We start from the raw sequence: 26,221 nt of genomic DNA on the forward strand, positions 1-26,221 counted from the left end.
TTTAATCAACTTTCTACAAGCACGCGTCACCCTGAATTCATTTCACGACACAAGAAAAGCAAAATTGCTATAAGACTGCCAAGCCTTTGCGCTTTCAGCTTTAGTCTTTAACCTTTACCTGGCCTCACCTTATTAATATCGACCAAGCTATTTAAATAAATTTCAATATTGGCATAACCAGATTTCGATAGTTTTGTGGCATCTTTGGCATCTTTTGGATTAAGTCCATTTTTGGTTTCCCAGGCATCCGGAATTCCGTCATGGTCTGTATCTACATACGGTTTTCCTTTGTATTCCGGGTAACCACCTACTTGTGCAATATCAGAAATAATTCCTTTTTTATACGAATCGGCAGGTAATCTACGCTTTACATAACTCTGTTTAGCAGGCAATTTCCCATCTTCAACATGTTCAATTTTACCCGTTGTAACCTGTTTAACAATGCGTTGGTCTACCGCATCGCGAACAGGTAAAGATGCACCGGCATTAGCCAGCACATAATCGTATGCTTTCTTAGTATCGATGATTGAAACTTTGGCCATAGGCAATGGTTTATCCACTTTTATCGAATCTAATAACTTTTGCTTATCCCGCTTACTTTCTGGCTGAATGCCGCCATCCCAGTTGTTTTTAGTTACTTTTTCATTCCCTTCGATAATGTTTCCGGTTACATAAGCCTTGCCAAATTCATTAGCAAATTTTTTGTCTCTTCCAGACTCTGGCTTTAAGATACGATAAGAAATCGGCTCGCCTGCAGGTGTAATTGGTCCGGGTTTGTAATAATTATTAATGAAACTGTAAAACGAAGCATTATCGCCACCATCTGCACTTCTGTTCCACCAGTTAAAGATCACGTTATTGGCGAAACCAAAATCGCCATACATACCAACAGATGGATTTCGGCTGATATTTGATGCCCAAAGGTTACGCATAAAAGTTGAATTTAAACCACCAATGGTGCTGCCGAAAGCATGGTTATAGGTGTCTAAAGCTTCAGAAAAAATCGAATTTTGAATGGTAACATTTACTGTTGGTAATTTCTCAGGTTTGGAACCGTCTTTTTTGTCGTAAACATGGCGATAGATGGACATATTTTCATCTAATCCCCAGCTCGCAGAAACGTGGTCGATAATAATATTCCCTACGGGATTACCGCCAATTGCATCATCTCTACGGGTAACATCAGTTGCCCCACGGCGGAAACGCATGTAACGGATCACAACATCATGGGTATTGATCCAAACGGATTCGCCAGCCACACAAACCCCATCACCAGGTGCGCTCTGGCCAGCGATTGTAATGTAAGGTGCACGGATAATCAATGGTGTTTTTAACCGGATAATACCAGAAACATTAAAAACAATAATTCGCGCTCCACCTTGTTCACAGGCCTCACGTAAGGTTCCTTTGCCCGAATCATCAAGACTGGTTACAACATAAACTTTCCCGCCTCTACCGCCAAAAGAATAAGCACCACCACCTTCTGCACCAGGAAAGGCAACCGTTTTGGCTTGAGGCAAATCACTTGGTTTGGCCGCCCATGGGATGTAAGGTTTACCATGTTTAGCCTCTTCATCAACAATGTGTTTAACTTTCAGAAATTGAAGTTCTGATTGTTCTTCAATGCTTTTTAATAGCGAATCGGCTTTTTTTTCCATTGCCTCAGGGATAACCGGATATTGCGCAAAAGCAACATTTCCTAGCCCGCATAAAGCAATTATGCTAAAAATTGAATTCCAGGTACGCATATTAGTTAGGCTTTACAATGGAGACAGGAACAACACTATTTAAATATACTTCGATGTTGGAATAGCCGCTTTTAGTAATCTTTGCGGCATCAGCTGCATCTTTTGGGTTTAATCCGTTTTTCAACTCATAGGCATCAGGCATACCATCATCATCACTGTCTTTATATGGCGCTCCTTTATATTCCGGATAACCTCCTACCTGAGAAACTTCTGTTATAATACCTTGTTTATAAGAATCGCCAGGTAACCTGCGGTGTTCGAATTGAAAAGCAGATGGTTTAGCATTAGGATGAACTTCAATTTTTCCGGTAGCAACCTGCTTAACTACACGGGTATCAACCGGATCTCTTTTTGGTAGGGTGGCACCAGCATTTGCCAATACATATTTTTTAGCTTGTAGGGTTGGAATGATGCTAATTTTAGGCATCGGAAACGGATCTTTTGCTTTCATCGCTGCAAAATACTTACTTGCAGCCTCATACGACATGAGGTTTCCTTTTTTATCCTCCAACTGCACGCCTCCATCCCAATTGTTTTTGGTTACTTTTTCATTGCCATCAATGATATTTCCGGCAACATAGGCCCTGCCAAAAACCACATATGGCAATTTACTGCGGCCAGATTCTGGCTTTAAAATGCGGTAACTGATCGGGTCTTTTAATTCAGTAACCGGACCAGGTTTATAAAAGTTGTTGATGATGTTGTATTGTGCGGTATAATCGCCACCATCTGTTGAGCGGTTGTTCCAGTTAAATACTACGTTATTGGCGAAGTTAAAAATGCCGTTCCATCCGATTGATGGGTTACGGGCACCGTTATCGGCCCAAAGGTTACGTACAAAGGCACAATTTTCGCCACCTAAAGTACTTCCGAACGCATGGTTCCAATAATCTAAAGCTTCAGAGAAAATTGAATTTTGGATCGTAATGTTAACCGTTCCTAATTTCTCCTCAGTTTTTCCTGTACTATCGTTGTACATGTGGCGGTACATCGACATGTTTTCATCCAAGCCCCAACTTGCCGAAACATGGTCGATCATGATGTTTCCAACCGGATTTCCACCAATGGCATCATCACGGCGGCCTACAAAAGTTTCGCCTCGTCTAAAACGCATAAAGCGAACAATAACATCGTGGGTATTTAGCCAAACCGACTCGCCAGCAACACAAACACCATCGCCAGGTGCTGTTTGGCCAGCAATTGTAATATATGGGGCACGGATAATTAAAGGAGTTTTTAACCTGATAATACCAGCCACATTGAAAACTACAATCCTTGCGCCCCCTTGTTCACAGGCATCGCGTAAAGAACCAGGACCCTTATCATTTAAATTTTTGACTACAATTACCCTACCGCCATGGCCACCAAAACTGTAGGAACCGCCACCCTCTGCCCCGGGAAAAGCCAATAATTTAGATTGAGGTAAATCTGTAGGTCGGCCCGCCCATGGAATATAAGGTTTGCCTTCACCTGCTTCTTTTGCAATAATAGGCTTGGCTTTTTCCCATGCTATATCCGATTGATGATAGGCTTCTTTCATCATCGAATCAGAAGATTTTTTAACGTCAGCCGGAATATTCGGATATTGTGCAAAGGTATAATTTGCCGAGAGGATTAATGCTGTTGTAGCCAACAGATTTAAAAAGTTCTTTTTCATTTTGTGTTTGCTCGTGGGAAGATAAAGAAGTTACGGAATATTTTTGATTCAGCAGAAAAACTGATCTTTAATATCGAATATCGTGGCTCATTTCTATATCTATCCTTGTAAATAATTTTGGTTAGAAAGTATATTATCTTTCAAATTTGCACGCAATAAGCGGCTATTTTATGTATAATTTTGGCTAGCTATTGTATCATCTTATCAATTGGCTAAAATGGCTGTAACAAATTAAATTCATTCTCTCAGCCATGTTACAAGATAGAAATAATATTCATATATAAATGTAACATTCTTGAATAAAAAAAAGGAAACAAATTAATGTTCCCTTTTTCAAACCAAATTTAAAAAACCAGGGCGGTGAGCAAACCGCCCCAAAAAGTTTTAGTCATTTATTTTAAGGGATCGAAAGCTCCACCCCATGTATTGTTTTGTACTAAGTTGATATTATTATTTAAAGATACCGTGGGAATTCCAAAGAAGTAAACTCCAGGCTGATAGGCGATGTTATAGGTATCCAATTGTTTAGTAGTTACGGTAAAGCTCGATGTGTAAAGTGCATCCAAATTGGTGCTTGCAGCGGCATCACGCGAGCCTAATAAATAATCGGTATTAGTGCCGGTATTTTTTAATACAATGGTTACCCCCATTCTTCTTTTACCATTAAGTACTGTTTCCAGTAATTTACGGCGTCTTAAATCCCAAAAGCGCTTGCCTTCAAATGCAAGTTCTATTTGTCGCTCTTTAATTACGGCTGTAACCAACTGGGGTCCGCTGAGCCCGGCCGTTAATCCATAAAGCCCATCTGTACCAGCTTCTATCCCTGCTCTTTTTCTTATTGCTGTGATGTTGGCATAAGCTTCCTGGCCTTGCCCTATATTGCCAATTTCGGCAGCACATTCTGCCTGGTTCAGTAATACCTCAGCATAGCGGATTTCCAACCAATCTGTACCTGCATTTAAAAACGTTGCAAGCGTAAGTGCCGGATCTATGGCTTTTCGTAAGTATAAACCACTTGAACTAACAGAGCTTTCTGTTGAGGTTAATACGTTATTTTTACTGTAATAATACGTCCACAAACGGTAATTCGGGTTGGCAGATAGTGGCCAGTTACAGCCGTTATAAGCAATTGTTTGTTCAAATCTCGGATCGCGGTCTTTATAAAATGTGCCCAGGTTATATGGATATTTTGTAGATACACCTATATCCTTACCATCTTTCATTGGAAATGCCTGTGCCATGTCCCAAGTTGGAAGATTTGATCCTCCGGTGGTACCTATATATTTAGGAACAGTTGCATTTGGATAGGTATTATTATTTTGGCCGATATCAGTTGTTGCCGCATTGTAAAGCGTTGCTAAAACTGCTTCAGGGTTACGGGGGGTACTTCCGCCGTTACTGCCTTCAGTAGTCCACATGGTTACATCAAATTTAGGATACAAACCAAATCCATTGGCAGATAATGTGGTTATTGCCTGGGTATTGGCTGTATATGCATCCTGCCACCTTGAAATTAAATTACCAGGATTAAATTCCGGTGAAGCAAAAGTGAGCAGAACACGCCCTTTAAAAGCTTGGGCTGCACCTTTTGTTATGCGACCGTAATCATCATTTTTTGGCCATCTGGCAGGAATATATTTAATGCAGGAATCTAAATCCTTTGCAATTTGAGCAAATGTTTCGGTTGTTGTATTTCGTGGTAACAATGCAGCTTTTTTTGCATCTTCACCAACTGCATCAAGCGGAACCAGCACAATCGGAACACCGCCATAAAGCTTTACCAATTCAAAATACCTGAAAGCTCTCCAGAAATATGCCTGTGCAATAAATCTATTTTTCACGGCTGGATCTAAAGTACCCGCGTTAACATCCCTGATAAACATATTTATGGTTCTGATTTTCACATAGTTTCCTGCTGTATTTGTGTTGCCTAAATCGGTTACTGATTCGATTGTTGCTGTGCCTTTAACAAATACATTGTCGCCATATTGTTCTTCAGAAAGCGAATTTACAGATGCGCTTAAACCACCTACATTGCCAAACCAGGCTGGTTGATTTTGACTATAAATATAATCTATACTTAATTTTGTTGTGGTAGAATCATTGTAAACCTGATCGGCAGTAAAGCTACCTAAATCTTGTTTTTCCAGAACTTTTTTACAGCTAAACGTAAGTGTTGCTAAACAGGCTGATGCTATTAATATTGAAATCTTTTTCATGACAATTAATTTTTAAAGGCCAACATTTAAACCGAATGAATATGTTTTAAGCGTTGGGTATGTACCCACCGGGCTTGAGAAATCTCTGTATTTACCTGGAAATGGATTAATAAACTGAACAGGATTTGTAGCCTGTGCAAATACCCTGATACTTGCTATACCAAGCTTTTCTGTTAACTTACTAGGTATTGTATAGGCCAGGTTGGCATTGGTAATGTTAAACTGCGTGGCAGATACGAGCCAAAAATCGGTATTTTCGTAAATACTGGTAAAGTATGGATTTGGATAAGCGGCATTAGGATTGGCAGGTGTCCAATGATCGGCCCAATAGGCTGGCCTGTTGCCATATACCGATGGGCTTGTACCACTCGGTTTTAAGCCGCCAATACTTGTTTTACCACCCCATGATAAGCCCATTACCACATTTAAACTTAAGCCACTATAACCTACATTAAAGTTTAGCCCCAAATTGTTATGGTTGTTTTGTCTGGAGCTAACAAATTGCCTGTCTTTGGTATCAATAATACCATCACCGTTAACATCTTCATAATTGATCATTCCAGGTTGCAAAATATCATTGAGTACTTTAACCTTTTTAGGATCGTTTTGCACTGCCGATCCGTTAATTCTTTGTGCAATAATTGCATCAGCTTCTGCCTGCGTACGGATGATCCCTAAAGATTTATAACCAATATAACCTCTATCACTTGAGTACCCTGTATTATCGTCTATCGTGCCTAACTGTGCTGTAGAAACATCATACTTTATGTTCCGATTATCGCTCCAGGTATAAAAAGGAGTTAAGCTATAGTTGAATTTTCCTATCTGATCGCGATAAGAAACGCTAAATTCGTAACCGAACATGTTTGCCTTCGCAAAATTCTCTGTTGGTACCGCCGCCCCAATAAGTGCAGGCACAGATGAGGTTAAGGTAGACAATAAGCCATAGCCATGTGTCCAGAAATATTCTCCGGAAATGGTTAATTTATTTTTAAGAATACCCAAATCGAAACCATAATTGGTTTTCAGGTATTTGTCCCACACTACCAGCTCATTCGGAATAGCAATATTCGTTCTAATCGCGATGCTTCTGTCTATCTCATTAAAAACAGCACCGCCGCTACTTCCTGTACCTAAATTATATGATGGCAGGTATTGATAGGCTTTAGTTGCATCAGTACCGGTTAACCCTACTGAAGCCCTTAGTTTAAATAAGTCGATAAATTTGAAATTATCCTTAAAGAATTTTTCCTGAGAAACTACCCAGCCTGCTGATGCTGCAGGAAAGCCACCCCAATTATGACCAGGGGCAAAACGCGAACTTCCATCCCTGCGGTAAACCAGTTGCAAAAGGTACTTATTGTCATAATCATAATTTAAACGGGTAATTAAAGACTGAAAACCTGTTTCACTTACCTGGCCAGATTGATTTGATGTTTGTGTGCCTACGGTAAAGGTTTGGTAAGGCAAGCCACCCGCAACAATGCCTTCAGCTTGTGCTGCAACGCCTTCTGATGAAAGTTCTCTTTGTTCAAAAAGGGCTAATGCTGAAATGTTGTGTTTACCGAATGACCGATTATAATTTAAACCAGCATTTAACTGATAATTATCTGCAAATATTGGATTCAGCCTGATTCTATCGCCATTTTTGATTGGAAAAACACCTTGAAGCGTGCCTCCCGGAATGTGGTTGTTAGCCCCTAAACCAGAATACTTATAATAGTTAAAAGTTGTTCCGTATTGTTTACCGTTAGAACTGTTAATATTTTTATTGATGGTGGCAGTTGCCGTTAAACCCTTAACACCGGGAATTTCATAAGTAACCTTGCCTAACATATTCATTACGTAAGATTTTGAACTTGTAAAATTATCTGAGTTTTGAATTAGGAAGAAATTGATATTCTCCAAACCTCCGGTATTGCTGGCTCCTAAAACTACAGGATTGCCATTAATGAAGTATTCAGACCAGGGATTAATGTTCTGTAATGTTGCCACATCGTTATCTAAACTCTCTGAAGTACCATTTAATTTATAATAATAACTTCTTGAAGAGGATACATCAGCACTAACTGAAGCTGAAACCGTTAAACGTTTAGATAATTTAGCATCGATACTTGCACGTAAACCATATTTACTCGAGTTTACCCCTTTAAAGTTTGAATTTTGCGTAACATAATCACCGCCAACAAAATATGTCACTTTATCGGTACCGCCACTAATATTTAATGATTGACGGTAAAGATTTGAGGTTTTAAATGCATCTGCAAGCCAGTTATGGTTGTTTTTTGAATAATAATCCAATTCATCAGGTGTATTCCATTGAGTAAGGGTCCTGGTTAGTTCAGGCACGCCAGCAGTTTCGATATAACCATTGGCATTTACAATTTTATTGGTAAGCACTCCTGCACTTGTTTGCTGATAAACCTGTGCATTTAAATAATCGTTTACAAAATTCCCTAATTCTAAACCCGACATCATTTTGGGTAATTGTGTTGCATCAGAAAAACCTACCGAGCTGCTAAAATTAATGCGTGGGGCACCTAACTTTCCTCTTTTGGTTCTAACAATTACCACACCGTTGGCACCAGAAACACCATAAATGGCAGCCTCTGCATCTTTTAGGATAGAAACACTTTCTACCACGTTTTGATCCAATAGATCAAAATCTGCTTGTGTTCTGATTACATCATCGATTACAAATATTGGATTTGTACCTTGTTGACTGTCTTTAGAATATACAATCGGGTTACGTACCTGAATGGTAGTTCCCTGCCCAGGCCGCTGCGTACCTCCTGATACGGATAAACCAGGAGCAGTGCCGCGCAATGCCGCACTTAATGATAAGGCTGGCACATCTTCAATGGCTTTCATGTTCACTGTTGAAACAGCTCCCGTTAGTGTTATTTTTTTCTGGGTACCATAACCTACCACTACTACATCCTCTAAATTTTTATTGTCTGAAACAAGTTTGACATTAATGGTATTTTGTGCACCAACTGGTATGGTTTGCCTGGTATAACCTATATAAGAGAATACAAGTACATCGGCATTGGATTTTACCTGAATGGTGTAAACCCCATCCGAATTTGTACTTACATTACTTGGTGCGCCTTTTAAACTTACGTTTACTCCAGGGATTCCCTGGCCGTCGGCCTGATCTACCACTTTACCGGTAACCTTCCTGTCTTGAGCAAAGATTACAGTGCTTGCTAAGATCATAATTAGCAATGACAATGAAAATTTGCGTAAAAATTTTAATTTCATCTTAATATTTGGTTAGTTTCAACTCAATTTTCGGCAGATTTAACCTGCCATTTTACACTACAATTTTTCTCAACATTTTTAAATGCTAAAATTATACTGATGTAATAACTTGTAAACTTTTTAAGTGGAGGGCGTTAACGGTTTGTAATGAAATACTCGGTATTTCACCTGATGTATATGGCTTAATGAAAAACTAAGTCATTAACTTTGATAGAAAAATTAATGTAAAATGGGAAATTTGGCTCATTCTTTATTTTGATCTGAATAATTATTTTTGGTTAGAAAGTATATTATAATTCAAAATTGCACCTAATATTAAACTATTTCATGTATAATTTTGGCCAGGTATTGTATCATATTATCATTGAATAAAAAGCAATCTTTCTGATTTTATGCTGAACAATAACCGAGATACAAGGTAAAAATAATATTCATATATAAATGTAATATTTAAATAAAAATATAGTAGAATTTTGTTGGCTACCCGATTATTACACAAAAAACGTTGTTTTAACGTTTATTTTAAGGTTTTGGTAAGGAAATATTTACATAAACACTTGCAGGGTTAATCATAAATACCTTTATTCTAACTCCCAAAAAATGCTTATGCCAAAAAAAAAGAGAGCATTTCTGCTCTCTTTTTAAACCAAATACATAAAATTTTGAAATTTTACCGTTGAACTTTTATACTCACATTAACGTAAGGCCTTTTTTGCAGATCAGCAGTAACTGCATTAATATACATCATACCATATTTACCTTCTGGCGTTAAAAAAAACACGGCGTTACCCGCCGCAATACCATTAGCAGGTAGTGTTTGAGTAGTTTCGTTAAATGTAATTGCCCTTGCTTTGGCCAAAGTTTCTATAGAAGAACCCGAAATGGCCGTTGTAAGAAAGGCAGTAGCCTGCCCGGTAACCGGCTGACTAAATTTAGTAGTCCTTTTTGGGCTAAAGCCACTAATATCATAAACCGTTAGTGGATTTGTAGCTACGCTTGGAGAATATAAATTAACCACCCAGGTTGGCGTTTGAGCTGTTGAATTGGAGCCTGGTTTTCTATAAATTCCAAAATCTATCTTAGCCGCATTTGCTGCTGCATTTGTGTAACTAAAACCTGTTGCATCGGTAAGTGAAAAAAAGCTCGGTAATGATTTGGCAACAGTATCCGGTAAAAAGATATCTCTGTTAGCATAAATCATAAAACTTGGATTTACATCAACGGTTACTTTTTTGTATCCATCACCAATGTACACTCCTTTTTCGTTCAAAGCACAAATGCGATAACTTTGTTTACCATCACGAAGCGCTGCCGCCGGAAAAGTTGTATTTGGAAGTTTAATCACTGCCGAAAAATTTCTGCGTTGGGTAGGATCAGTAATTGCAATGGTATAACGTGTAGATTGTTGTGTACCTGCAGAAACCTCAAACACATAAGAATACATATCCTCTTTAGCAGAATTTAAGGTGAAATCAATCCATACCTCTTCCTTATCGTTAATTACTTTATAATCGGTAACACAACGTGGATCGCTGTTGTTGAAAGTCACTGTTACATCTTCGAACATATTAAATATGTTTGCCGACTCTTTTTTACAGGATGCGCAAAAAACTACGCACAAGCCAATGAGTACCTTATAAATATATTTAGTTTTCATTATTTTAATTTTTAATCAGATCAACTGAACATTTATTCTTTAATATTAATCAAGCGGGTCAAATGTGCCACCAGCCCATCCAACTGTAGGAAGGATTTTATTGCCAAAACTTACAAAATCATTATGGAAGGTATAGAAATAATGAAATTCGGGTACATTATATGGTAGATAGGTTGTATTTGTAACCACCACATTTTTAAAATACCTGGTATAAGTGGCTTTATCATTAATATTTAAAGTTTCTCTGAACAATGTTGTACCTCCTGGAACTGTTGGATCTTCTAATACCTTTTTATCTTTTTGATCTGATCCTGATGGTGGATTTACCAGCTGCACTTCCAATTTAGCCATATTCCCTGTTAACAAATGCATGGTGCGCGATCTTCTTAAATCTGAATTACGTTTGTTCTCGAACGCGAATTCAATTTGTCTTTCGTTCAGTATTAAGTTGCGCAATTGTGGCGTACTGCCAGCCAAGGCAAGTCCATAATCAGAATCGCCTGCTACTACCCCAGCTCTCGTGCGGATCTGTCGTACCAGATCTTTTGCACCAGCTATATTTCCTGTTTCATTCAAGCAATCTGCATAATTTAACATTACTTCAGCAAATCTAAGCTCAATCCAATCCATCCCGCTTCCGCCTCCGATAGAGTTATTGTAAACAGATGCACTTGCTGTTAAAGTTGGTGTAGAAAAGCGCTTAACATATACAGCGTTTCCACTACTTTCGCCGGTAGCTAAATTGTAAGTCCATTGTTTTCTATTTGCATTTCCGCTTAAAGGATATACCGATCCGTTTGTGGCAAAAGTAGCTTCGAACCTGGGGTCTCTGTTTTGCCAGAACATGGTAGCATCATATGGAAAAGCTGTAGAGGTATTTAATGGTTTCCCATCTTTCATTGGATAAGCATCCAACATTTTTGTAGTTGGCATATAAAACGTATTCGGATTTCCACCTTCAGATGATGGTCTAACACGTTGTTCGGTTCCATTGCCCCTGTTTGGTATGGTGTTTGAATAGGTTCTAACCAGAATTGCTTCTGTATTGGCGGTACCTTCTACCCGGAAAATATCCAAATAATTCGGCATTAATTTTTTACCTGCCGAAACACACATATCATAAGCTTCTTTATTGGCCGTTAAAGCATCAGCCCATCTTGATGCCTGGTAAGGGTGCTTTGCATCATTTAAGGGGTTAAACTGCGGACTGGCCCAATACAATAACACTTTCGCTTTTAGGCAGGTAGCAATTAGCTTGGTAATTTTACCCCTGCCATCGGCATCATTCGGTGTAAAGCCTTCGAGTAGAATAATTGCGTTGTTTAAATCGCTTAATATTGCAGCAAAACATTCTTTGGCAGGCCTTCTACCCTCATCGTAAATGGTATCATCTCCCTGCGGTTTTAACGGAAGTGGAACACCACCATAAACCTTAACCAGTTCAAAATAGGTAATTGCTCTAAGCGCATAATACTGCCCAAGCAATTCATTCTTTTTTTGCGTGAGCATTGTACTCGTTGGAAGATTGGCAATGGCATCATTGCACCGGGCAATATCCCAGTATTTATTTTGGCCTGGGTTACCACCATACGTATTACCGGTATACCTCACATCATTATTTCCTAACACACCCTGCAGCCCGAGTGCTGCTTTTGCATTTGCATCACCATCCGGAAAGTAATTTTCATCACTTGCATAATGAACACCATAACGATCAGGAACCAGTTGCAAAGGAAATTGATACATGGCTACATCGTACACCCTGTTAAGGTGTAACTGTACTGAACCATCATTATCCCAAATGGCCTGATCGATACCTCCTGTATCCGGCAGTAAAAAAAACTCATCTTTGTTTACACAAGCGGGTAAAAGTGCAGCTAATGTTAAAATAGCTATGGCCTTTTTTATATTGTTTTTTAATTGATTAATCATTGCTCAAAAAATTATAGGTTAACACTCAATCCTAATGATATCGTTCTCAACATTGGATAATCCCAGGCACTTGAGGTGTATGGGTCTTTATAAGGTAGAGGATTTACAATGGTCCAAAGATTATTTCCTGTAAGTAGAATCCGGGCTCCACCAATTCCTAATCTGCTTGCAAACGCACTAGGTGCCTTATAACTTAAAGTCATGGTATTGATCCGGATCATGGTGCCATCAACAGCCCAAAAATCAGAGTTTATGCCTAATGATGGATCATCAAACCTAGGATATTTACCTTCTGTTGGATTTTCTAAAGTCCAACGATCTGTCCATATCGTTAAAGTATTTCTGGTTTTTGAGGGTGCTGTTCTTGCTCTGCTATCGTAGAAAATTTTGCCACCAAACCTTGCATTAATGTTGGTGTTTAAACTGAAGTTTTTATACGTTAAATTTAAGGAAATACCAGAAGAAAAGAATGCATTTGTGTTGTTGTACAAAGGAGATAAATCACTGTCTGAGATTACGCCGTCGGCATTTGTATCTTCATAATATAACCATCCGGGTTGTGGAATTCTATCGTAAACCCTGTAGTTCGGATATTTTGCCATCCAGGCATCCACTTCTCCCTGCGTTCTGAACATGCCCAGGTTTCTTAAACCGTAGTTGCTTGTATTGTATTTGCGCGGGTCGGTACCGAATAATTGTAAGTTAGGAAAGGTGTTGTTAATCAAGTTTCCTGGTGTGTAAAGGATTCTATCTGTAACAGAATTTCCATAAGAAAAATTCATGCTCGCGCTTAGATTCCAATCTGTAGCAAGTTTTGCTTTATAACCAATACTGAACTCAGAACCCCAGTTATAAAGTTGCCTGTAGTTTAATACCGGTGCTTGTGTGCCAAAATATTGTGGATATTGATTGTTTGCACCCAACTCAAAACCATCGTAAGTATAATTTTGAAATGCCTCAATACTAATATCCAATTTGTTGTTAAACATCGAAGTTTCTAAACCAACATTTATTGTTCGTTTCTTTTCCCAGGTAATTTCAGGGTTTGCCAAACGTGAACGGTTTAAACTGTTCGAATTGGCATTGCCGTACACGTATCCATTGGTTACATCAATCTGAAAACGATCTTGCCATAACCGTACACCAACACGGTCATCACCAGTAATACCAACGTTTGCTTTTAATTTAAGGAAATTGATAAAGCTGAGCGCATTGCTGTTTTTAAAGAACTTTTCCTGACTCACCACCCATCCTATTCCAATGTTTGGCGATACACCCCAACGGTTGCCCAATGCAAAGTTAGATGAAGCATCAATACGGGCGATACCTTCGATGAGGTATTTTTTATCAAAATCATAACTAAAACGAGCAAAACCAGAACGCTTTGAAACTGCTGTTTTATCTAAGTTTGATGCCACCAATGTATTAATATCATAAGCAAAATATTGATCAACACCCGGGATGAGCTGATTGGTGTAACGTACAGTTGAATTTTGTGAATTGCCTTCACTTTGCTCCGCACCAGCTAAAAAACTAAAACTATGTTTTGCAATTGTTTTTGCATATTGAAGCGTTAGAAAAAACTGATAGCTGTTGTTATCAATTAAGCCTGGGGTATAACTTGAATTAGCTGCACTTGTTGGCTGAAAGGTGGCCGCAGTACCCACCGGTGATTGATTGGTGAACAATTCGAGGTTATTACCTCTTTTAGCAAAATTGTAAAGTGTAAAAGGTGGTATATATTGTGTATTTTTTGATGAGCCACTTGATTGAGAAACCTGGCCTTTAATTACAAGACCTTTCAAAAAAGTTGGCTCATATGTTAATGCTGCATTGATGCGGTAAGATTTATTGGATCCATTATTGTAATAACCAGATTCTGAAACAGCTAACGGGTTGATATTACTGGTGTTAACCCCGTTAACATTATAATTTACAAATTTACCATCAATACTAATCGGAACCCATCTTGGAACAGTTATCAGCCTTTCAAAAAAGGGAGCATCATTATCTTGTGCATTATGGTGCAGTTCCTTTGTACCATAATCAACATTAAAGTTTACATCAGCTTTTAAACCGTTGGCTAATGTTGCAACTACACCACTTCTAAATGAATATTTATTGAACTTCATCCCTGCATAGTTTCCATTTTCTCCCTGATAACTTCCTCCTGCAAAAAAGGTAATTTTATCACTCCCGCCAGAAATACCGATGTTATGTCTTTGTGTAGTAGCTGCTTGCCAAACTTCATCGTACCAGCTTTTATAATCCAGCGTTTTGATATATTCCAAATCCTCAGGAGCAAAATATTCCGATGCAGCAGCACCTTGTGAGCGGAAGGTATCATTTAACAATAAGGCATGCTCATAACCAGATAACATTTTTGGAACTTTAATCGCATCAGAAACGCCCACATAGCCGTTGTAGGTGATGCTTGGTCGGCCTATTCTACCTTTTTTCGTTGTAACCAGTACAACCCCTTTAGCACCGGCTGCGCCATAAATTGCAGCTGAGGCATCTTTTAAAAATGTTAAATTTTCTATCATTGAGGCGTCAATATTATCAAAAGCCTCTCTTGTTACCGTAATATTATCTACAACATAAAGGGGTTCATCAGTGGTACCAGCCGCTGCTGTAGTGGTGGTAGAATTTCTAATATTTAATGTTATTGGCGAACCCGGTCTACCTGAAGATTGACTTACACCAACACCAGCAATCCTGTTTCTCAATGCTCCTGCTAAATTTGGCGCAGGAATATCCTGAAGTTCAGCCCCGCTAATGGTTGCTACAGCTCCTAAAATTTCTGATTTTTTCTTCGTTCCGTAACCGATAACAACAACCGCTTCATTATCTAAACTCTGACTATCTTCTACAAAGCTTACGTTTATATTGGTTTTACCTGCCAGTGCAATTACCTGTCTAACATAACCTACATAAGAAAATACAAGTGCATCTGTTTCAGGATTTGCAATTAAAGCAAATTCACCTTTATCATTGGTGCTTACATTATTGGTTTTACCGCGGATCCCAACGGTAACTCCGGGAACGGGCTGCCCATCTTTTTTGTCTACCACTTTACCTGTAATCTGCTTTTGTTGGGCAAAAACAGCGGTATATGTGAATAACATGAGCACTAAAACCCATGAGGTTTTTCGTAAAAATTTTAAGTTCATATTTGTTATTTGGTTAGTTTTTTATACTAATTAGATTTATTTTATCCTTAATCGAGCAGCATTTGCTTTATTAAAGAGTAACATATCCATACCTGGCAAGCTTGATGTTGCCAGTTAAAGTTTATCCAATAAAATTTTCCGGTTAAGGAGGTGTTAGTTGGGATTCTTTTTGCTCATAAAGCTTGCTAGTTAGGCAAAGAATCGGATAGCGTTTTAAATTTTCGGCGAACGATAATTTTTTAATTTAGATTTCTCATATCTTTTTTTTTATAAATTTTAATTTTGGTTAGAAAGTATACTTCAGGGCTTATTATAACCGTGAAACATGGGTATTTTATTAATAAACAGTTAAATACTATATCATTTTAACAAAGAATGTAATACACTAACTATTAACTATTTAATGAGTTATTTTCTTTAAACAAGATACAATAAAATTCATATATAAATGAAATATTCTTAAATAAAAAAGAAAAAAATAATGGAGCATTTAAATCTGATCCATTATGTATACTAATTTACTTGTGCTTTCGCTTTTCTTCGCTTCTCCCATTCTGCTCCTTCTTTCTTCAAATCGTAGCCAGCAGCAGATAGGTAATTATTAATTCTACCTTTATATTTACCAAACCAGGCATGTTTTTTATCTGATGATTCTGCATCCATTGCATGCTCCCTGGCCTCGGTTAACCAGGTTAGAATTTGTTTTTTCTGATCATCTGTTAATGTTAAAATTTCTTCCTGATAAGCCTTGTAAGTGATGGGCAGTACATTGTAAGTCATGCCGTTTTTAACAAGTTCAACCTGCTCATTTGTTAATTGTGCAGACAATTTGCTGATGTATTTTTTGTGGAGTTTTGCAAGCGATGTTTCTACAATGCGAGCATCTTTTGCAAGTGCCGAGTCGCGCTCTACCTTATTTTCTTTGTTTTTCTCTTTAATCTCTTTAACACGAATATCCCTTGCAGCATAAATATCGTTTAACGCACTATACTGATCCCCGATAATCCCGGTAACTTTTTCAGTTTTCTTGGCATCGGTAATGCCTATATTGGTCACAATTTTAGCAGAACGCTCAGTAATCATTTTGGTATAAGCCTCTTTATCGGCTGGGGTATTATTTTGAGCGAAAATTGCCGTAATGCTCGAGCACGTTAACAGTAAGGCTAAAATTGATGATTTCATGTTGTTAATTTTAAATTGAATTTCTTTTTTTATTAAGGTTCACATCTCCGCAGAAATGCACTTTTAAGCCAAGTTCATCTAATGCAGCAGCTTTTATCCTGCAAGCCTCATGTGCTCCGGCTTCATAATTGGTGTATACCACCTGTATGTGGTTGGCTTTATGTCTGGCCATCAACTGGTCGCGACTCACTCCTTTTAAAATGGCGTGCATAATTGGCCATTCAGGCGTTGTTCCATCCCATCGTCTTTTTGTTTCGTCCTCAGGCAAAGCTACCACTTCGCCAACACCTAAATCGCAATGAATTTCATTATCCATAATGTATACACGGCTCCAAACAATAAAACCAGGTTTACTTATTCCTTTTAACGAGCCGCCACCTAACCTGAAATACATGGCAGGTTGCCTATCGCTGCTTGCGCCTGCATAACCATTAATAAAATGTGCTGCTGGTGCTGCGCCCGAAATCAGGAATAACCATACAAAACCATCTACTTCCTCATTTTTATAATATTCGCCCCAACGGATATCATGTAAGGTGTTTTCGCCAGTCATGCCCAATTCTTTCCAAAGATTATAGGTTACCAAAGCATCCAAACCGGCACATTCATCAACTTCGTTAAAATGTGGTAGTGCGCGTTTGGGATAAAGTGCTTTCCCATCTATAGAAAATACAGGTGGCCGGTCTTCATTATTTAATAAACCCTCTACCAAATCGCTGGCCACGGTTAAATCTTTTAAACCTTGTTGGTATTGTATGCCAATGGTGTCGCAGCTAAATTCATCAGCAATTCTTACCGCTGCAATGTACATTTTGCACTGTTCAAGGGTTTGTCTTTTGGTTAACTCGGTTTCTTCATCAGTGCCCCAGTTAAAAGTCATTCCCTTTTGTAAAAGCCATTCTAAAACAGATTCAGCTTCTACATTTGTTACTTGTAACATGGATGCATAAAGTGCTGATTGACTTAACCGTTCTTTAAAGAATCCGGTTTTATGAAGCAGTTCGTCGGGGATGATAGCATTGTACATACCCATGCAACCCTCATCAAACACGCCCATTATTACTTTGCGTGCTTTTAAATTTCTGGCAAAGGTTCTACCTATCTTATCATCACTGGTTGGAATTTTACTGAGGGCAAAACTTTTAACATGGCTTTGATCGTAGCTAACTTTACCTGTAGAGAGCCATTCCTGTAATCCTTCAGTGAAAAAGTCGTCAGTAAAATCTTCACTCCACAAAGTGCTGTAAGGGATAGCTGCTTTGGTTAAACAACCATTCAGGTTTAACATGCCCACTAAACCGGGCCATTGGCCGCTCCAGTTTGCTATTGTTAAAATAGGTCCGCGGTGCGTGGTAAGTCCCGCAAGTACGTGATGAGAGTATTGCCAAACACTTTCTGCTACAATTAAAGGCTGCTCAGGATCGATATTGCGAAAAATATCCATACCCATCCTTTGCGAATCGATAAAGCCATGTTTCTTTGTTGAATTGTAAGGATGGGCGCGTTTAACCTTCCAACCAAACTGCTCGATTGCTTTAGTTAGTTTTTGCTCCATTTCCAATTGGGCAGGCCAGCAGTTTTGATTTGCCGAAAGCCTTAAATCCCCGCTAGAAACCAATAGAATTTCTCCTTGTTTACCCTGTCTCATATTTTATTAATGAACAAATTATTTATATAAAAATAATTAGTCAGCTTATATTTTGGTTAAGCCTATAAGGCTATATACAAAACTCAACAATGAAAAACATAATTTTCTAATGGTTTTTATCAAATTAATATAGGATGTTATCATTAAACTAATTAACTTTAACCCGCTGTGGTACAATTTATATTGTAAAATATACAGCACTAACCAAATATTTACAAGTAACATGAAACCTCATTTTCATAAAGTTCCGATTACCTTACAAAGTTCCTTTAGCATCCGGCATGATATCAAACCTGATTTTGGTAACATCTGGCATTACCATCCTGAACTGGAATTGCATTATGTAATAAAAGGTGAAGGCGTTCGATTTATTGGCGACAACATCAGCAATTTTGTGCCTGATGAGATGGTGCTTTTAGGTGAGAACTTGCCACATACCTGGCGCTGTAAAGATGAGTATTTTCAAAATAATCCAGATTTAACCACTGAAGCCATGGTTATTCATTTTTTACCCGATTGCCTGGGCAAATACATGCTTACTTTACCTGAAGCTTACCTGATTCCGAAGTTATTTGAAAAAGCTAAAAGTGGCATGGTGATAAAAGGCAAAGCGAAAGACAAACTGGTTGATTTAATGCGGGCTGCTGTAGATGCAACAAATTTAGACCGCATTATCATTTTGTTATCCATTTTAAAAACTTTGGCCGAAACGGATGAATATGCTACCATTGTAACGAGTAAAAATACCTTTTATCAAAGTAATGAATCTGAAACACTCCGCATTAATAAAATTTGCAATTATACGCTGAGCAATTATAAAAAGGACATTACACTTGAAGAAGTAGCATCATTAAGTAATTTAAGCGTGACTTCTTTTTGCAGGTATTTTAAGCTAATGACAAAGAAAACCTTTTATGATTTTCTGATCGAAATAAGGGTGAGCCATGCCTGCCGTTTCCTGATTGAGAACAAATTACCCACCGAAATGATTTGTTTTGATTGCGGTTTTAATAATGTTTCAAATTTTTACAGGCACTTTAAAAAGGTTACCGGGATGACACCTTTGGATTATAAAAGGAAGTATTTGAATTAATAGATCCTGAAACAAGTTCAGGATGACGACCGCGTTAAATGATTGGTCGTCATTCCCGCGCAGGCGGGAATCTTAATGCAAAAGAAAAAAATAACCAAAACATTGCGATTATCAATCAGCTTGGAAAGGATGAATAAGCAAGAAATCCGCAATAATTAGATCCTGAAACAAGTTCAAGATGACGACCGCGTTAAAAGAAGATGAACAAGCAAAAATCACCAATAATTAGGTCCTGATACAAGTTCAGGATGACGACCGCGTTAAAAGAAGATGAATAAGCAAGAAATCAGCAATAATTAAATCCTGAAACAAAGTTTAGGATGACGAACCGACAAAAAACTTATATAAAAACCTTAATATTCAAATTATTGCGAAGCAAGGTATAATCATCAAACAAAGTTTCTACCTCTTTTACTACACTTGGCGTAAATGATCCTACATTTCTGCGTGTAAAAGTAGAAATATTAAGTCCGCGTTTTTGCAGAAAATATTTCGAAACCACAGGATAAACATTATGCATTACATCCATATTATCAATCAAGAATTGTTGCACCACCTGTACTTCATCTTTAAAAGCTTCATCATTGTAATGGTCGCACAGCCAAACAATTAATTCAGGAAAATAATTTCCTTGAATGCATGATAAACCAGATGCACCAGCTTTTAACGATTCTACCGCATGTACAATATAGGCATCATATAATCCGAATGTGCTGCCTTCTGTCAGTTTCAACTTTTCTTTAATCTGATTCAGATCCAGGCAGGTATCTTTATGGTAAATTACCCTTCCAGTTGATACGAAATCGGCCAGTTGTTGTGGTTTCAATACTCTTTTGTAAGGTACCGGGCATTCGTAAAATCCCAAGGGAATTTTATCTGTTTGGTTTAAAAGATCAAATACCCTTTCGTTAAAAATCTCATCAGATTCCGTTTCATCGGCCAACAAGCTGGTAATGGCAATTACCGCCTCTACACCTGTATCGCTTACTTCTTTTACAAAATCTGCCTGTTTACTTATTTCTCCTCCAAATGTTCCGGTAGCAACAACAGGCACTGCTCCATTAACTACTTTTATTACATGTTTTATAGCCTGGATTCTTTCCTTATCATCTAACTCGAACATTTCGCTCGATAAACAATTTGCGAATAAGCCCGATGAGCCAGCTTGCAGGTAAATTTCTGTCAGCTGTGTAAGCGCCGGGTAATCTATGTTCCCGTTATTTAAAAAAGGCGTAAGCATGACCGGGATGAACCCTTTTTGTGAGTTTTCCATTATATTATGATATGGTAAAATTTTCTATATAATTTGCCTGGATAAGTTCTAAAAAAATCTTAATGGGCAGTTTTAGTTTTTTGTTTTTTAATTTTTGTCAGGAAAAGTCCTGTTAAAAAAATGGTTAAAGTGCCAACCACGATAATCATATTTTTATGTAAAGGATTTCTAAAAGCTTCATATTCCGGAGGAAGAAGTGAAGAAAATGTCATCCATATAATTACGGCTATTCCGATTATTGTTGCAGTGATGGCTTCGTGATTTTTAGTTTGCCTGCTGATAATCCCCAGGAGAAATAAACCAAGCATTCCTGCTGCAAAAATCCCCGATAATTCCCACCAAACGTCTAAAATGCTTTTTACTCCAATCATGGCGATGCCGGCAATCATACCGAGTAAGCCAAAGCCAACAGTTGCCAAATGCAAAAGTGATAAATTCTGCTTTTCGGTGATACCCGGCTTAAAATACCTTTTATAAATGTCGACCGAAAATACCGTAGCCGAGGCATTCATCCCAGAACTGATGGTACTCATGGCTGCTGAAAGAATGGCCGAAACAATCAATCCAACCAATCCTACCGGAATTTTAGTGACCATAAAATGGGGCATAATTTTATCACCATAATCTGCTGGTTGTAATGCATTTTGTACCTTCAAAACCTCAGCGGCCGAAGCATGTAAAGGCAAACGTTCAATCGCTACCTGGTGCTTAATCGATTGTACCAGATCAGGATTAATCTCGTAATAAGCATACAAGCAAGATCCTATAATAAAAAACAGCAAGGATGCAGGTATATAAAGCCATACGCATAACCAGATCGACTTTGAAGCGGCTTTACTTGATGATGCTGTATGGTATCGCTGAATGTAATTCTGATCCATCCCAAAGTTATTCAGGTTGATAAAAAAGCCATAAAGCAGCACCACCCAAAACGAAGAACCAACAAAATCAAGCTTAAAACTACCTAAACTGAATTTTTTTGCCGATTGTCCGATCTCTACAATCTTCGAAACCCCTCCCGGCATATTTGAAATGATTAAATACAGAATCAGTAATGCGCCAAAAGTTTTCACTACAGCTTGTACCACTTCTGTCCATATTACCGCTTCAATTCCTCCTAAAACAGTATAAACAATGATACAAATGCCCATTACAATCATAATCATCTGCATGGAATAACCTGTAAGTGCTTGTAAACTCAAAGCGATTCCAAAAAATATAGATCCCATTCTGGCCAGTTGCGTTAACAAAAAACACACCACTGCATATACTCTTGCCCATGCTCCAAAACGTTTTTCTAAATGAGTATAGGCCGATATTTCACCAGTATTCCGATAATAAGGAACAAAGTATTTTGAAGCAATCCAGGCGGCCAACGGCATTGAAATACTGAACACAAATGCATTCCAGTTACTACCAAAAGCTTTTCCAGGTACGCCTAAAAAAGTATTACTGCTTAAAAATGTTGCATAAATAGATAAACCTATCGCCCATCCGGGGATCAGGCCCGAAGCTTTTGTAAATTGCTCGGAGTTTTTATTTTTCCTCGAAAAATAAACCCCAACTAATATCATTCCAACAAGATAAATGAAGATAATTGCAAGATCGACTACAGGAAGTCCTTTCATTATTTGTTGGCTCGTTTATTAATTTGGTTAAAACAAATATGCATGTCTAAATATCTACATTAATATAAGATTTTGGCCACATATTATATAATCTTATCTTATTGAACATCCAATGCATCAACCGCTAATCCTTTAGCATCTATGGCAATCAATTTAAGTTTATATGTTCCGGCATTTATCATGCTCCCTGTATTGGTGCTCAAATAATTCCATTTACCGGTTTTTGTTGGCGCAAATTCAATATTTTCCGTCTTCATCAAGGTTCCATCTGCTAAAGAGAAAGTTAATTTTCCTGTTAAAGGCTTTTCGGATGGATTATGGTATTTAATCGTTAAAGAATAGGTGTCGGCAACGCCAACTGAAATCTGCCAGGTTAAATTTCCCTGATCAACAGCATTAAAAACAACACGTTCCTTATCCATAAGCATCGATTTAATAACACCCTTACCTGCTAAAGTACCCTCGGTAGCTTTGTAAGTGGTAGTGGTTTTTAAATCGTAAGCGGGTTGTAAGTGGGTAATTGGCAATGCGAAAACAGTTACAGTTCTATTATCAAAAATAATTCTTTCATTTGGAATAAGCCGTTTGCGATAAAGATGGAATATTTCATCCTTACTATTTTTTAGGGAAGTTTTAGTGTCTTCGAATCCCTGTGGTATGCTGCTATTTATATTTAAAGCAATAAAAGCATCCAAACTATCTGTAGCGGTAAATTCGATACTTTCCTGCCCGCGGGTGGCTTTTAACCATTCGGCACCGAATAAGTTGGATGGAAGTTCCGAAAATGTTAAATTTTCACCTTTAAACTGGTCATCTCCAATATCCAGCCAACTGTTAAGTTCAGCATTTCTAATTTTTGCTAAAAGTGATTTACTTGGTTCAGCAGGTTTAATAGCCGGATTTAAACTGGCAATCGCAATAGCTGAGATAACTGCCTGACCAACTTTTACCTGCGGGAAATTAATGTCCAAAAAGCCACCTTTTATGTCTATTTTAACCGTTTTTTTCAATAAAGTGTTGCTTCCGGTTGTTTTCCAAATGTCTAAATCTTTTATAACCGTTTTACCATTAAAAGCGACATCAAATAAACGCATGGCTTTGGCATCAAAACCTCCACCAATCCCCATCCAGGGTTCAATAAAATAAAGTTCGACCAGATATTCCCCATCAGGAAGTGGAAAATGGTATTTCAATTGATCCCTGCCATACCTGAAAGTTTGAAAAAGCTTCCAATCTTTAGTACCATCAATGGGTTGGAACGTGCGCCGCTGACTGGCAAAAAAATTAGGGATACCCGTGAAATCTTTTGTCCAGGAGGTTGAGCCAAAGCTGTTAGATGAGCTTAAATTTCTGTCAGCATACCATTTGCTTCCATTGGTATCTGTATAGTCGCCACCGCCACAGTTTACGCGATATACATAATTATATCCCTGAGCAGGAACGGTTAATTTTTTATCATTAATTAATATATTGAAATTTGGACTTTGAGGCAGGTTTTGCAATACAATTTGATCTTTAGCAACTGCTTTTCCGTTTACATAACCTACTGCATATAATACGTTATATTTTATATCTGGCTTATTCCATTGGAAGTGCGTGCCTATTGCGCCACGTTTTCTTCTGCCTAAAGATTGGCCTTTTATATCATTAAACAGTTCTACCTCATCACAGTTAGCATACACCACAATACAATCTTTAATTCCAGGTTTGTTCCAGCGGTTTGGCCATGTATGTGAAACAATGTATACCATTGGCTCAGTTTGTTTTGGTGCATAATTTGCCCTGAACATGTAAAACACATCTGTAGGCTCTTCCCAGGGGGTAAACATGCCCTTGTAATTTACTGGCCCTACCCGATCAAGATCTCTCAAACCTTCACCGCCCTGTACCCTGCCAGGGTTATCGTGCGAACTGTATAACCAAAAGAAATGACCGGCTGTTTTATCTTTTACCGATTCGGCCAGGCGCACTTTGGTTTCCATTAAATCGGTCATTTTGTTTTCGGTATAACCTTTTCCATTGGCATCGGTTGTATGAAGATCAATTGTTCTCCATGCACCGTATTCACCAACCAAAATCTGCCTTTTTAAATCTTCGCCATAAGCGAGCGGATTGCCGCCATAAGTGCCTGTCCAGTTTTGAGGCACATCCCAATCTGTCCCTTTACCACCATTGCATGTAGTTACCTTTCTTTGTGAGGAAGCGGTAGGATCTAATTTTCTAATCAGCTCGGTACATTCTTTAGCAAGATCTTCTGGTAGTGTACTTTCATTTTCCAAACCCCACAACACTACAGCCGGACTGTTTCTGCGTTCTTTTACCCAATCGGTTAATAGTGCTTTAAAGTTCTTTCGAAATTCTGGTGTATCATACCAGATATGTGCGGCCATTTGTGTCCAGCACAAAACCCCTTCCTGATCCCAATAATCAGAATACAATAAATTATGCGGTTGGTGTGCATCGCGAAAGGCGTTAAAACCTGCTGCCTTAATTTGCCTAACTCTCGAACTAATCTGCTCATTGCTAAAAGCATGGCTCTGACCAATTAGATGCTCATATTCTGCAATGCCATTGATAAAAACAGGCTTTCCATTTAATAAAAACTGTTTTTGGTTTGCCTGATCATCAATCCGATAGCTGTCGGATGGCCAACTGATCCAGCGGATACCGTAAGGTGTTTTCAGCTCATCTACAATTTTCCCGTTTTCGATTATGATAGTTTGAACTGTGTACAAATATGGATTTTCTAAAGACCAAAGTTTAGGATTGATTATTTCATCAGTTTGCTGATCAACCTGAATTTCTTTGCCACTAAGGATAGTTATTACTTTCTTTAATTCTTTAACCTGTTTTCCGGTTTTATCTAGTAACCTGTTGATTATGGCTATATTTTTAGACTTCGGACTGTAATTTTTAACTGTGGTACTCAGATTTAAAATAGCTGCCTTTTCTGAAACTTTATTATCGTTCCAAATGTGTAGGCCAAAAGGTTCAACCCGAATATCATTGGTTACAATTAAATGAACAGGGCGAAAAATCCCCATTGGCTGCGAACCCTCTGAAAAACCGCGTTCGGTAGAACAGCCTCCATCAACCCAAGGTAAATCCTGAATATTTGCAGGATGATCAGCGCGGATAGCCAAAATATTTTCCTGATTATTTAGTTTAATCGCGGTGGTAACATCTAATGTAAAAGTTGTTCTGCCGCCAGCATGATAGCCTACTTTTTTGCCGTTTAACCAAACAGTAGCATAAGAACCTACCCCTTCAAAATACAGAAAAAAGCGTTTTCTCTGTTTAATTTCAATCGTTTTAAAGGTTCTTCGGTACCAGGCATAACCATGTTTATTGCCGTGAAGTTTCCGTTGATAACCCTCATATTGATCCCAGTTGTGCGGAACATTTACTGTTTTCCAGTCTGTTGTTTTATAATTGGCCTGCTGAAAACCATCATAAGTATTGCTGCTTTTTTCGTCGGCAATGGTTTGCCAATTGGAGTTTAATAAAATGTCGTTTCTGCTATGATTTTGCGCATAAAGGGAATTAGACCCATATAATGTGATGATACAGAATACATATAAAAATAAATGCTTTAAATTAATCCGTTTTGGCTCGTTGTGACATAAAAGGATGCTATTGGGTAAGGTACATGTCTCCACCAATATCTTTACGAAATTTCGCAAAGAGATCTCAAACCAACCTGATACTGACGAAATATCCCTCCACTTCCTTTTAGCTTTCATAAGT

The 26,221-nt window shown here is 38.1% G+C and carries 13 protein-coding genes; 1 reads left to right on the forward strand and 12 read right to left on the reverse strand.

Annotated elements, in window-relative coordinates:
• Nucleotides 1-107 precede the first annotated feature (107 nt).
• From ASE74_RS07990 to ASE74_RS08030, 9 genes are all read right to left on the reverse strand, one after another.
• Nucleotides 108-1,748, reverse strand: coding sequence for a polysaccharide lyase family 1 protein (locus tag ASE74_RS07990; RefSeq protein ID WP_055906815.1), 1,641 nt, complete (start codon nt 1,746-1,748; stop codon nt 108-110).
• A 1-nt stretch (nt 1,749) separates the two neighbouring features.
• Nucleotides 1,750-3,405 (reverse strand): polysaccharide lyase family 1 protein, encoded by a 1,656-nt coding sequence (locus ASE74_RS07995; protein WP_055906818.1) that lies wholly within the window; start codon nt 3,403-3,405, stop codon nt 1,750-1,752.
• Nucleotides 3,406-3,797: 392 nt separating this feature from the next.
• Nucleotides 3,798-5,624 carry a RagB/SusD family nutrient uptake outer membrane protein gene (locus ASE74_RS08000; protein ID WP_055906821.1) on the reverse strand — a complete coding sequence of 609 codons (1,827 nt, stop codon included), beginning with the start codon at nt 5,622-5,624 and terminating at the stop codon, nt 3,798-3,800.
• Between the two features lie 12 nt (nt 5,625-5,636).
• Complete coding sequence (locus tag ASE74_RS08005; RefSeq protein ID WP_082458694.1) at nt 5,637-8,888, reverse strand: SusC/RagA family TonB-linked outer membrane protein; 3,252 nt, start codon at nt 8,886-8,888, stop codon at nt 5,637-5,639.
• A gap of 670 nt (nt 8,889-9,558) precedes the next feature.
• Nucleotides 9,559-10,545 carry a hypothetical protein gene (locus tag ASE74_RS08010; protein WP_157255373.1) on the reverse strand — a complete coding sequence of 329 codons (987 nt, stop codon included), beginning with the start codon at nt 10,543-10,545 and terminating at the stop codon, nt 9,559-9,561.
• 45 nt (nt 10,546-10,590) lie between these two features.
• Nucleotides 10,591-12,477 (reverse strand): RagB/SusD family nutrient uptake outer membrane protein, encoded by a 1,887-nt coding sequence (locus tag ASE74_RS08015; RefSeq protein ID WP_055906830.1) that lies wholly within the window; start codon nt 12,475-12,477, stop codon nt 10,591-10,593.
• An 11-nt stretch (nt 12,478-12,488) separates the two neighbouring features.
• Nucleotides 12,489-15,650, reverse strand: a complete 3,162-nt coding sequence (locus ASE74_RS08020) for a SusC/RagA family TonB-linked outer membrane protein (protein WP_055906833.1) — start codon at nt 15,648-15,650, stop codon at nt 12,489-12,491.
• Between the two features lie 513 nt (nt 15,651-16,163).
• Nucleotides 16,164-16,832 carry a DUF3826 domain-containing protein gene (locus ASE74_RS08025; RefSeq protein WP_055906836.1) on the reverse strand — a complete coding sequence of 223 codons (669 nt, stop codon included), beginning with the start codon at nt 16,830-16,832 and terminating at the stop codon, nt 16,164-16,166.
• Between the two features lie 10 nt (nt 16,833-16,842).
• Nucleotides 16,843-18,480: a fucose isomerase gene (locus tag ASE74_RS08030; RefSeq protein ID WP_055906839.1), complete on the reverse strand. Its 1,638-nt coding sequence runs from the start codon at nt 18,478-18,480 to the stop codon at nt 16,843-16,845.
• A 223-nt stretch (nt 18,481-18,703) separates the two neighbouring features.
• Here ASE74_RS08030 and ASE74_RS08035 point away from each other — a divergent pair, with 223 nt between their 5' ends.
• The gene (locus tag ASE74_RS08035) at nt 18,704-19,573 is read left to right on the forward strand and encodes an AraC family transcriptional regulator (protein WP_055906843.1); all 870 of its coding nucleotides are present in this window, start codon (nt 18,704-18,706) and stop codon (nt 19,571-19,573) included.
• 340 nt (nt 19,574-19,913) lie between these two features.
• Here ASE74_RS08035 and ASE74_RS08040 read toward each other — a convergent pair whose 3' ends face one another.
• The 3 genes from ASE74_RS08040 to ASE74_RS08050 form a co-directional block, all read right to left on the reverse strand.
• The gene (locus ASE74_RS08040; RefSeq protein WP_055906846.1) at nt 19,914-20,846 is read right to left on the reverse strand and encodes a dihydrodipicolinate synthase family protein; all 933 of its coding nucleotides are present in this window, start codon (nt 20,844-20,846) and stop codon (nt 19,914-19,916) included.
• A 59-nt stretch (nt 20,847-20,905) separates the two neighbouring features.
• Complete coding sequence (locus tag ASE74_RS08045; protein WP_055906849.1) at nt 20,906-22,474, reverse strand: sodium:solute symporter; 1,569 nt, start codon at nt 22,472-22,474, stop codon at nt 20,906-20,908.
• Between the two features lie 98 nt (nt 22,475-22,572).
• Nucleotides 22,573-26,217: a malectin domain-containing carbohydrate-binding protein gene (locus tag ASE74_RS08050; protein ID WP_082458696.1), complete on the reverse strand. Its 3,645-nt coding sequence runs from the start codon at nt 26,215-26,217 to the stop codon at nt 22,573-22,575.
• Nucleotides 26,218-26,221 lie beyond the last annotated feature (4 nt).

This window comes from Pedobacter sp. Leaf216, assembly GCF_001421515.1.
In the GTDB taxonomy this organism is placed as follows: domain Bacteria; phylum Bacteroidota; class Bacteroidia; order Sphingobacteriales; family Sphingobacteriaceae; genus Pedobacter.

What these genes read in the sequence shown, in the direction of transcription:
- ASE74_RS08045 (WP_055906849.1), bottom strand. Translation starts at nt 22,474, where the DNA reads ATGAAAGGACTTCCTGTAGTCGATCTTGCAATTATCTTCATTTATCTT.
- ASE74_RS08050 (WP_082458696.1), bottom strand. Translation starts at nt 26,217, where the DNA reads ATGAAAGCTAAAAGGAAGTGGAGGGATATTTCGTCAGTATCAGGTTGG.
- ASE74_RS08025 (WP_055906836.1), bottom strand. Translation starts at nt 16,832, where the DNA reads ATGAAATCATCAATTTTAGCCTTACTGTTAACGTGCTCGAGCATTACG.
- ASE74_RS08030 (WP_055906839.1), bottom strand. Translation starts at nt 18,480, where the DNA reads ATGAGACAGGGTAAACAAGGAGAAATTCTATTGGTTTCTAGCGGGGAT.
- ASE74_RS08005 (WP_082458694.1), bottom strand. Translation starts at nt 8,888, where the DNA reads ATGAAATTAAAATTTTTACGCAAATTTTCATTGTCATTGCTAATTATG.
- ASE74_RS08020 (WP_055906833.1), bottom strand. Translation starts at nt 15,650, where the DNA reads ATGAACTTAAAATTTTTACGAAAAACCTCATGGGTTTTAGTGCTCATG.
- ASE74_RS08010 (WP_157255373.1), bottom strand. Translation starts at nt 10,545, where the DNA reads ATGAAAACTAAATATATTTATAAGGTACTCATTGGCTTGTGCGTAGTT.
- ASE74_RS08035 (WP_055906843.1), top strand. Translation starts at nt 18,704, where the DNA reads ATGAAACCTCATTTTCATAAAGTTCCGATTACCTTACAAAGTTCCTTT.
- ASE74_RS08040 (WP_055906846.1), bottom strand. Translation starts at nt 20,846, where the DNA reads ATGGAAAACTCACAAAAAGGGTTCATCCCGGTCATGCTTACGCCTTTT.
- ASE74_RS08015 (WP_055906830.1), bottom strand. Translation starts at nt 12,477, where the DNA reads ATGATTAATCAATTAAAAAACAATATAAAAAAGGCCATAGCTATTTTA.
- ASE74_RS07995 (WP_055906818.1), bottom strand. Translation starts at nt 3,405, where the DNA reads ATGAAAAAGAACTTTTTAAATCTGTTGGCTACAACAGCATTAATCCTC.
- ASE74_RS07990 (WP_055906815.1), bottom strand. Translation starts at nt 1,748, where the DNA reads ATGCGTACCTGGAATTCAATTTTTAGCATAATTGCTTTATGCGGGCTA.
- ASE74_RS08000 (WP_055906821.1), bottom strand. Translation starts at nt 5,624, where the DNA reads ATGAAAAAGATTTCAATATTAATAGCATCAGCCTGTTTAGCAACACTT.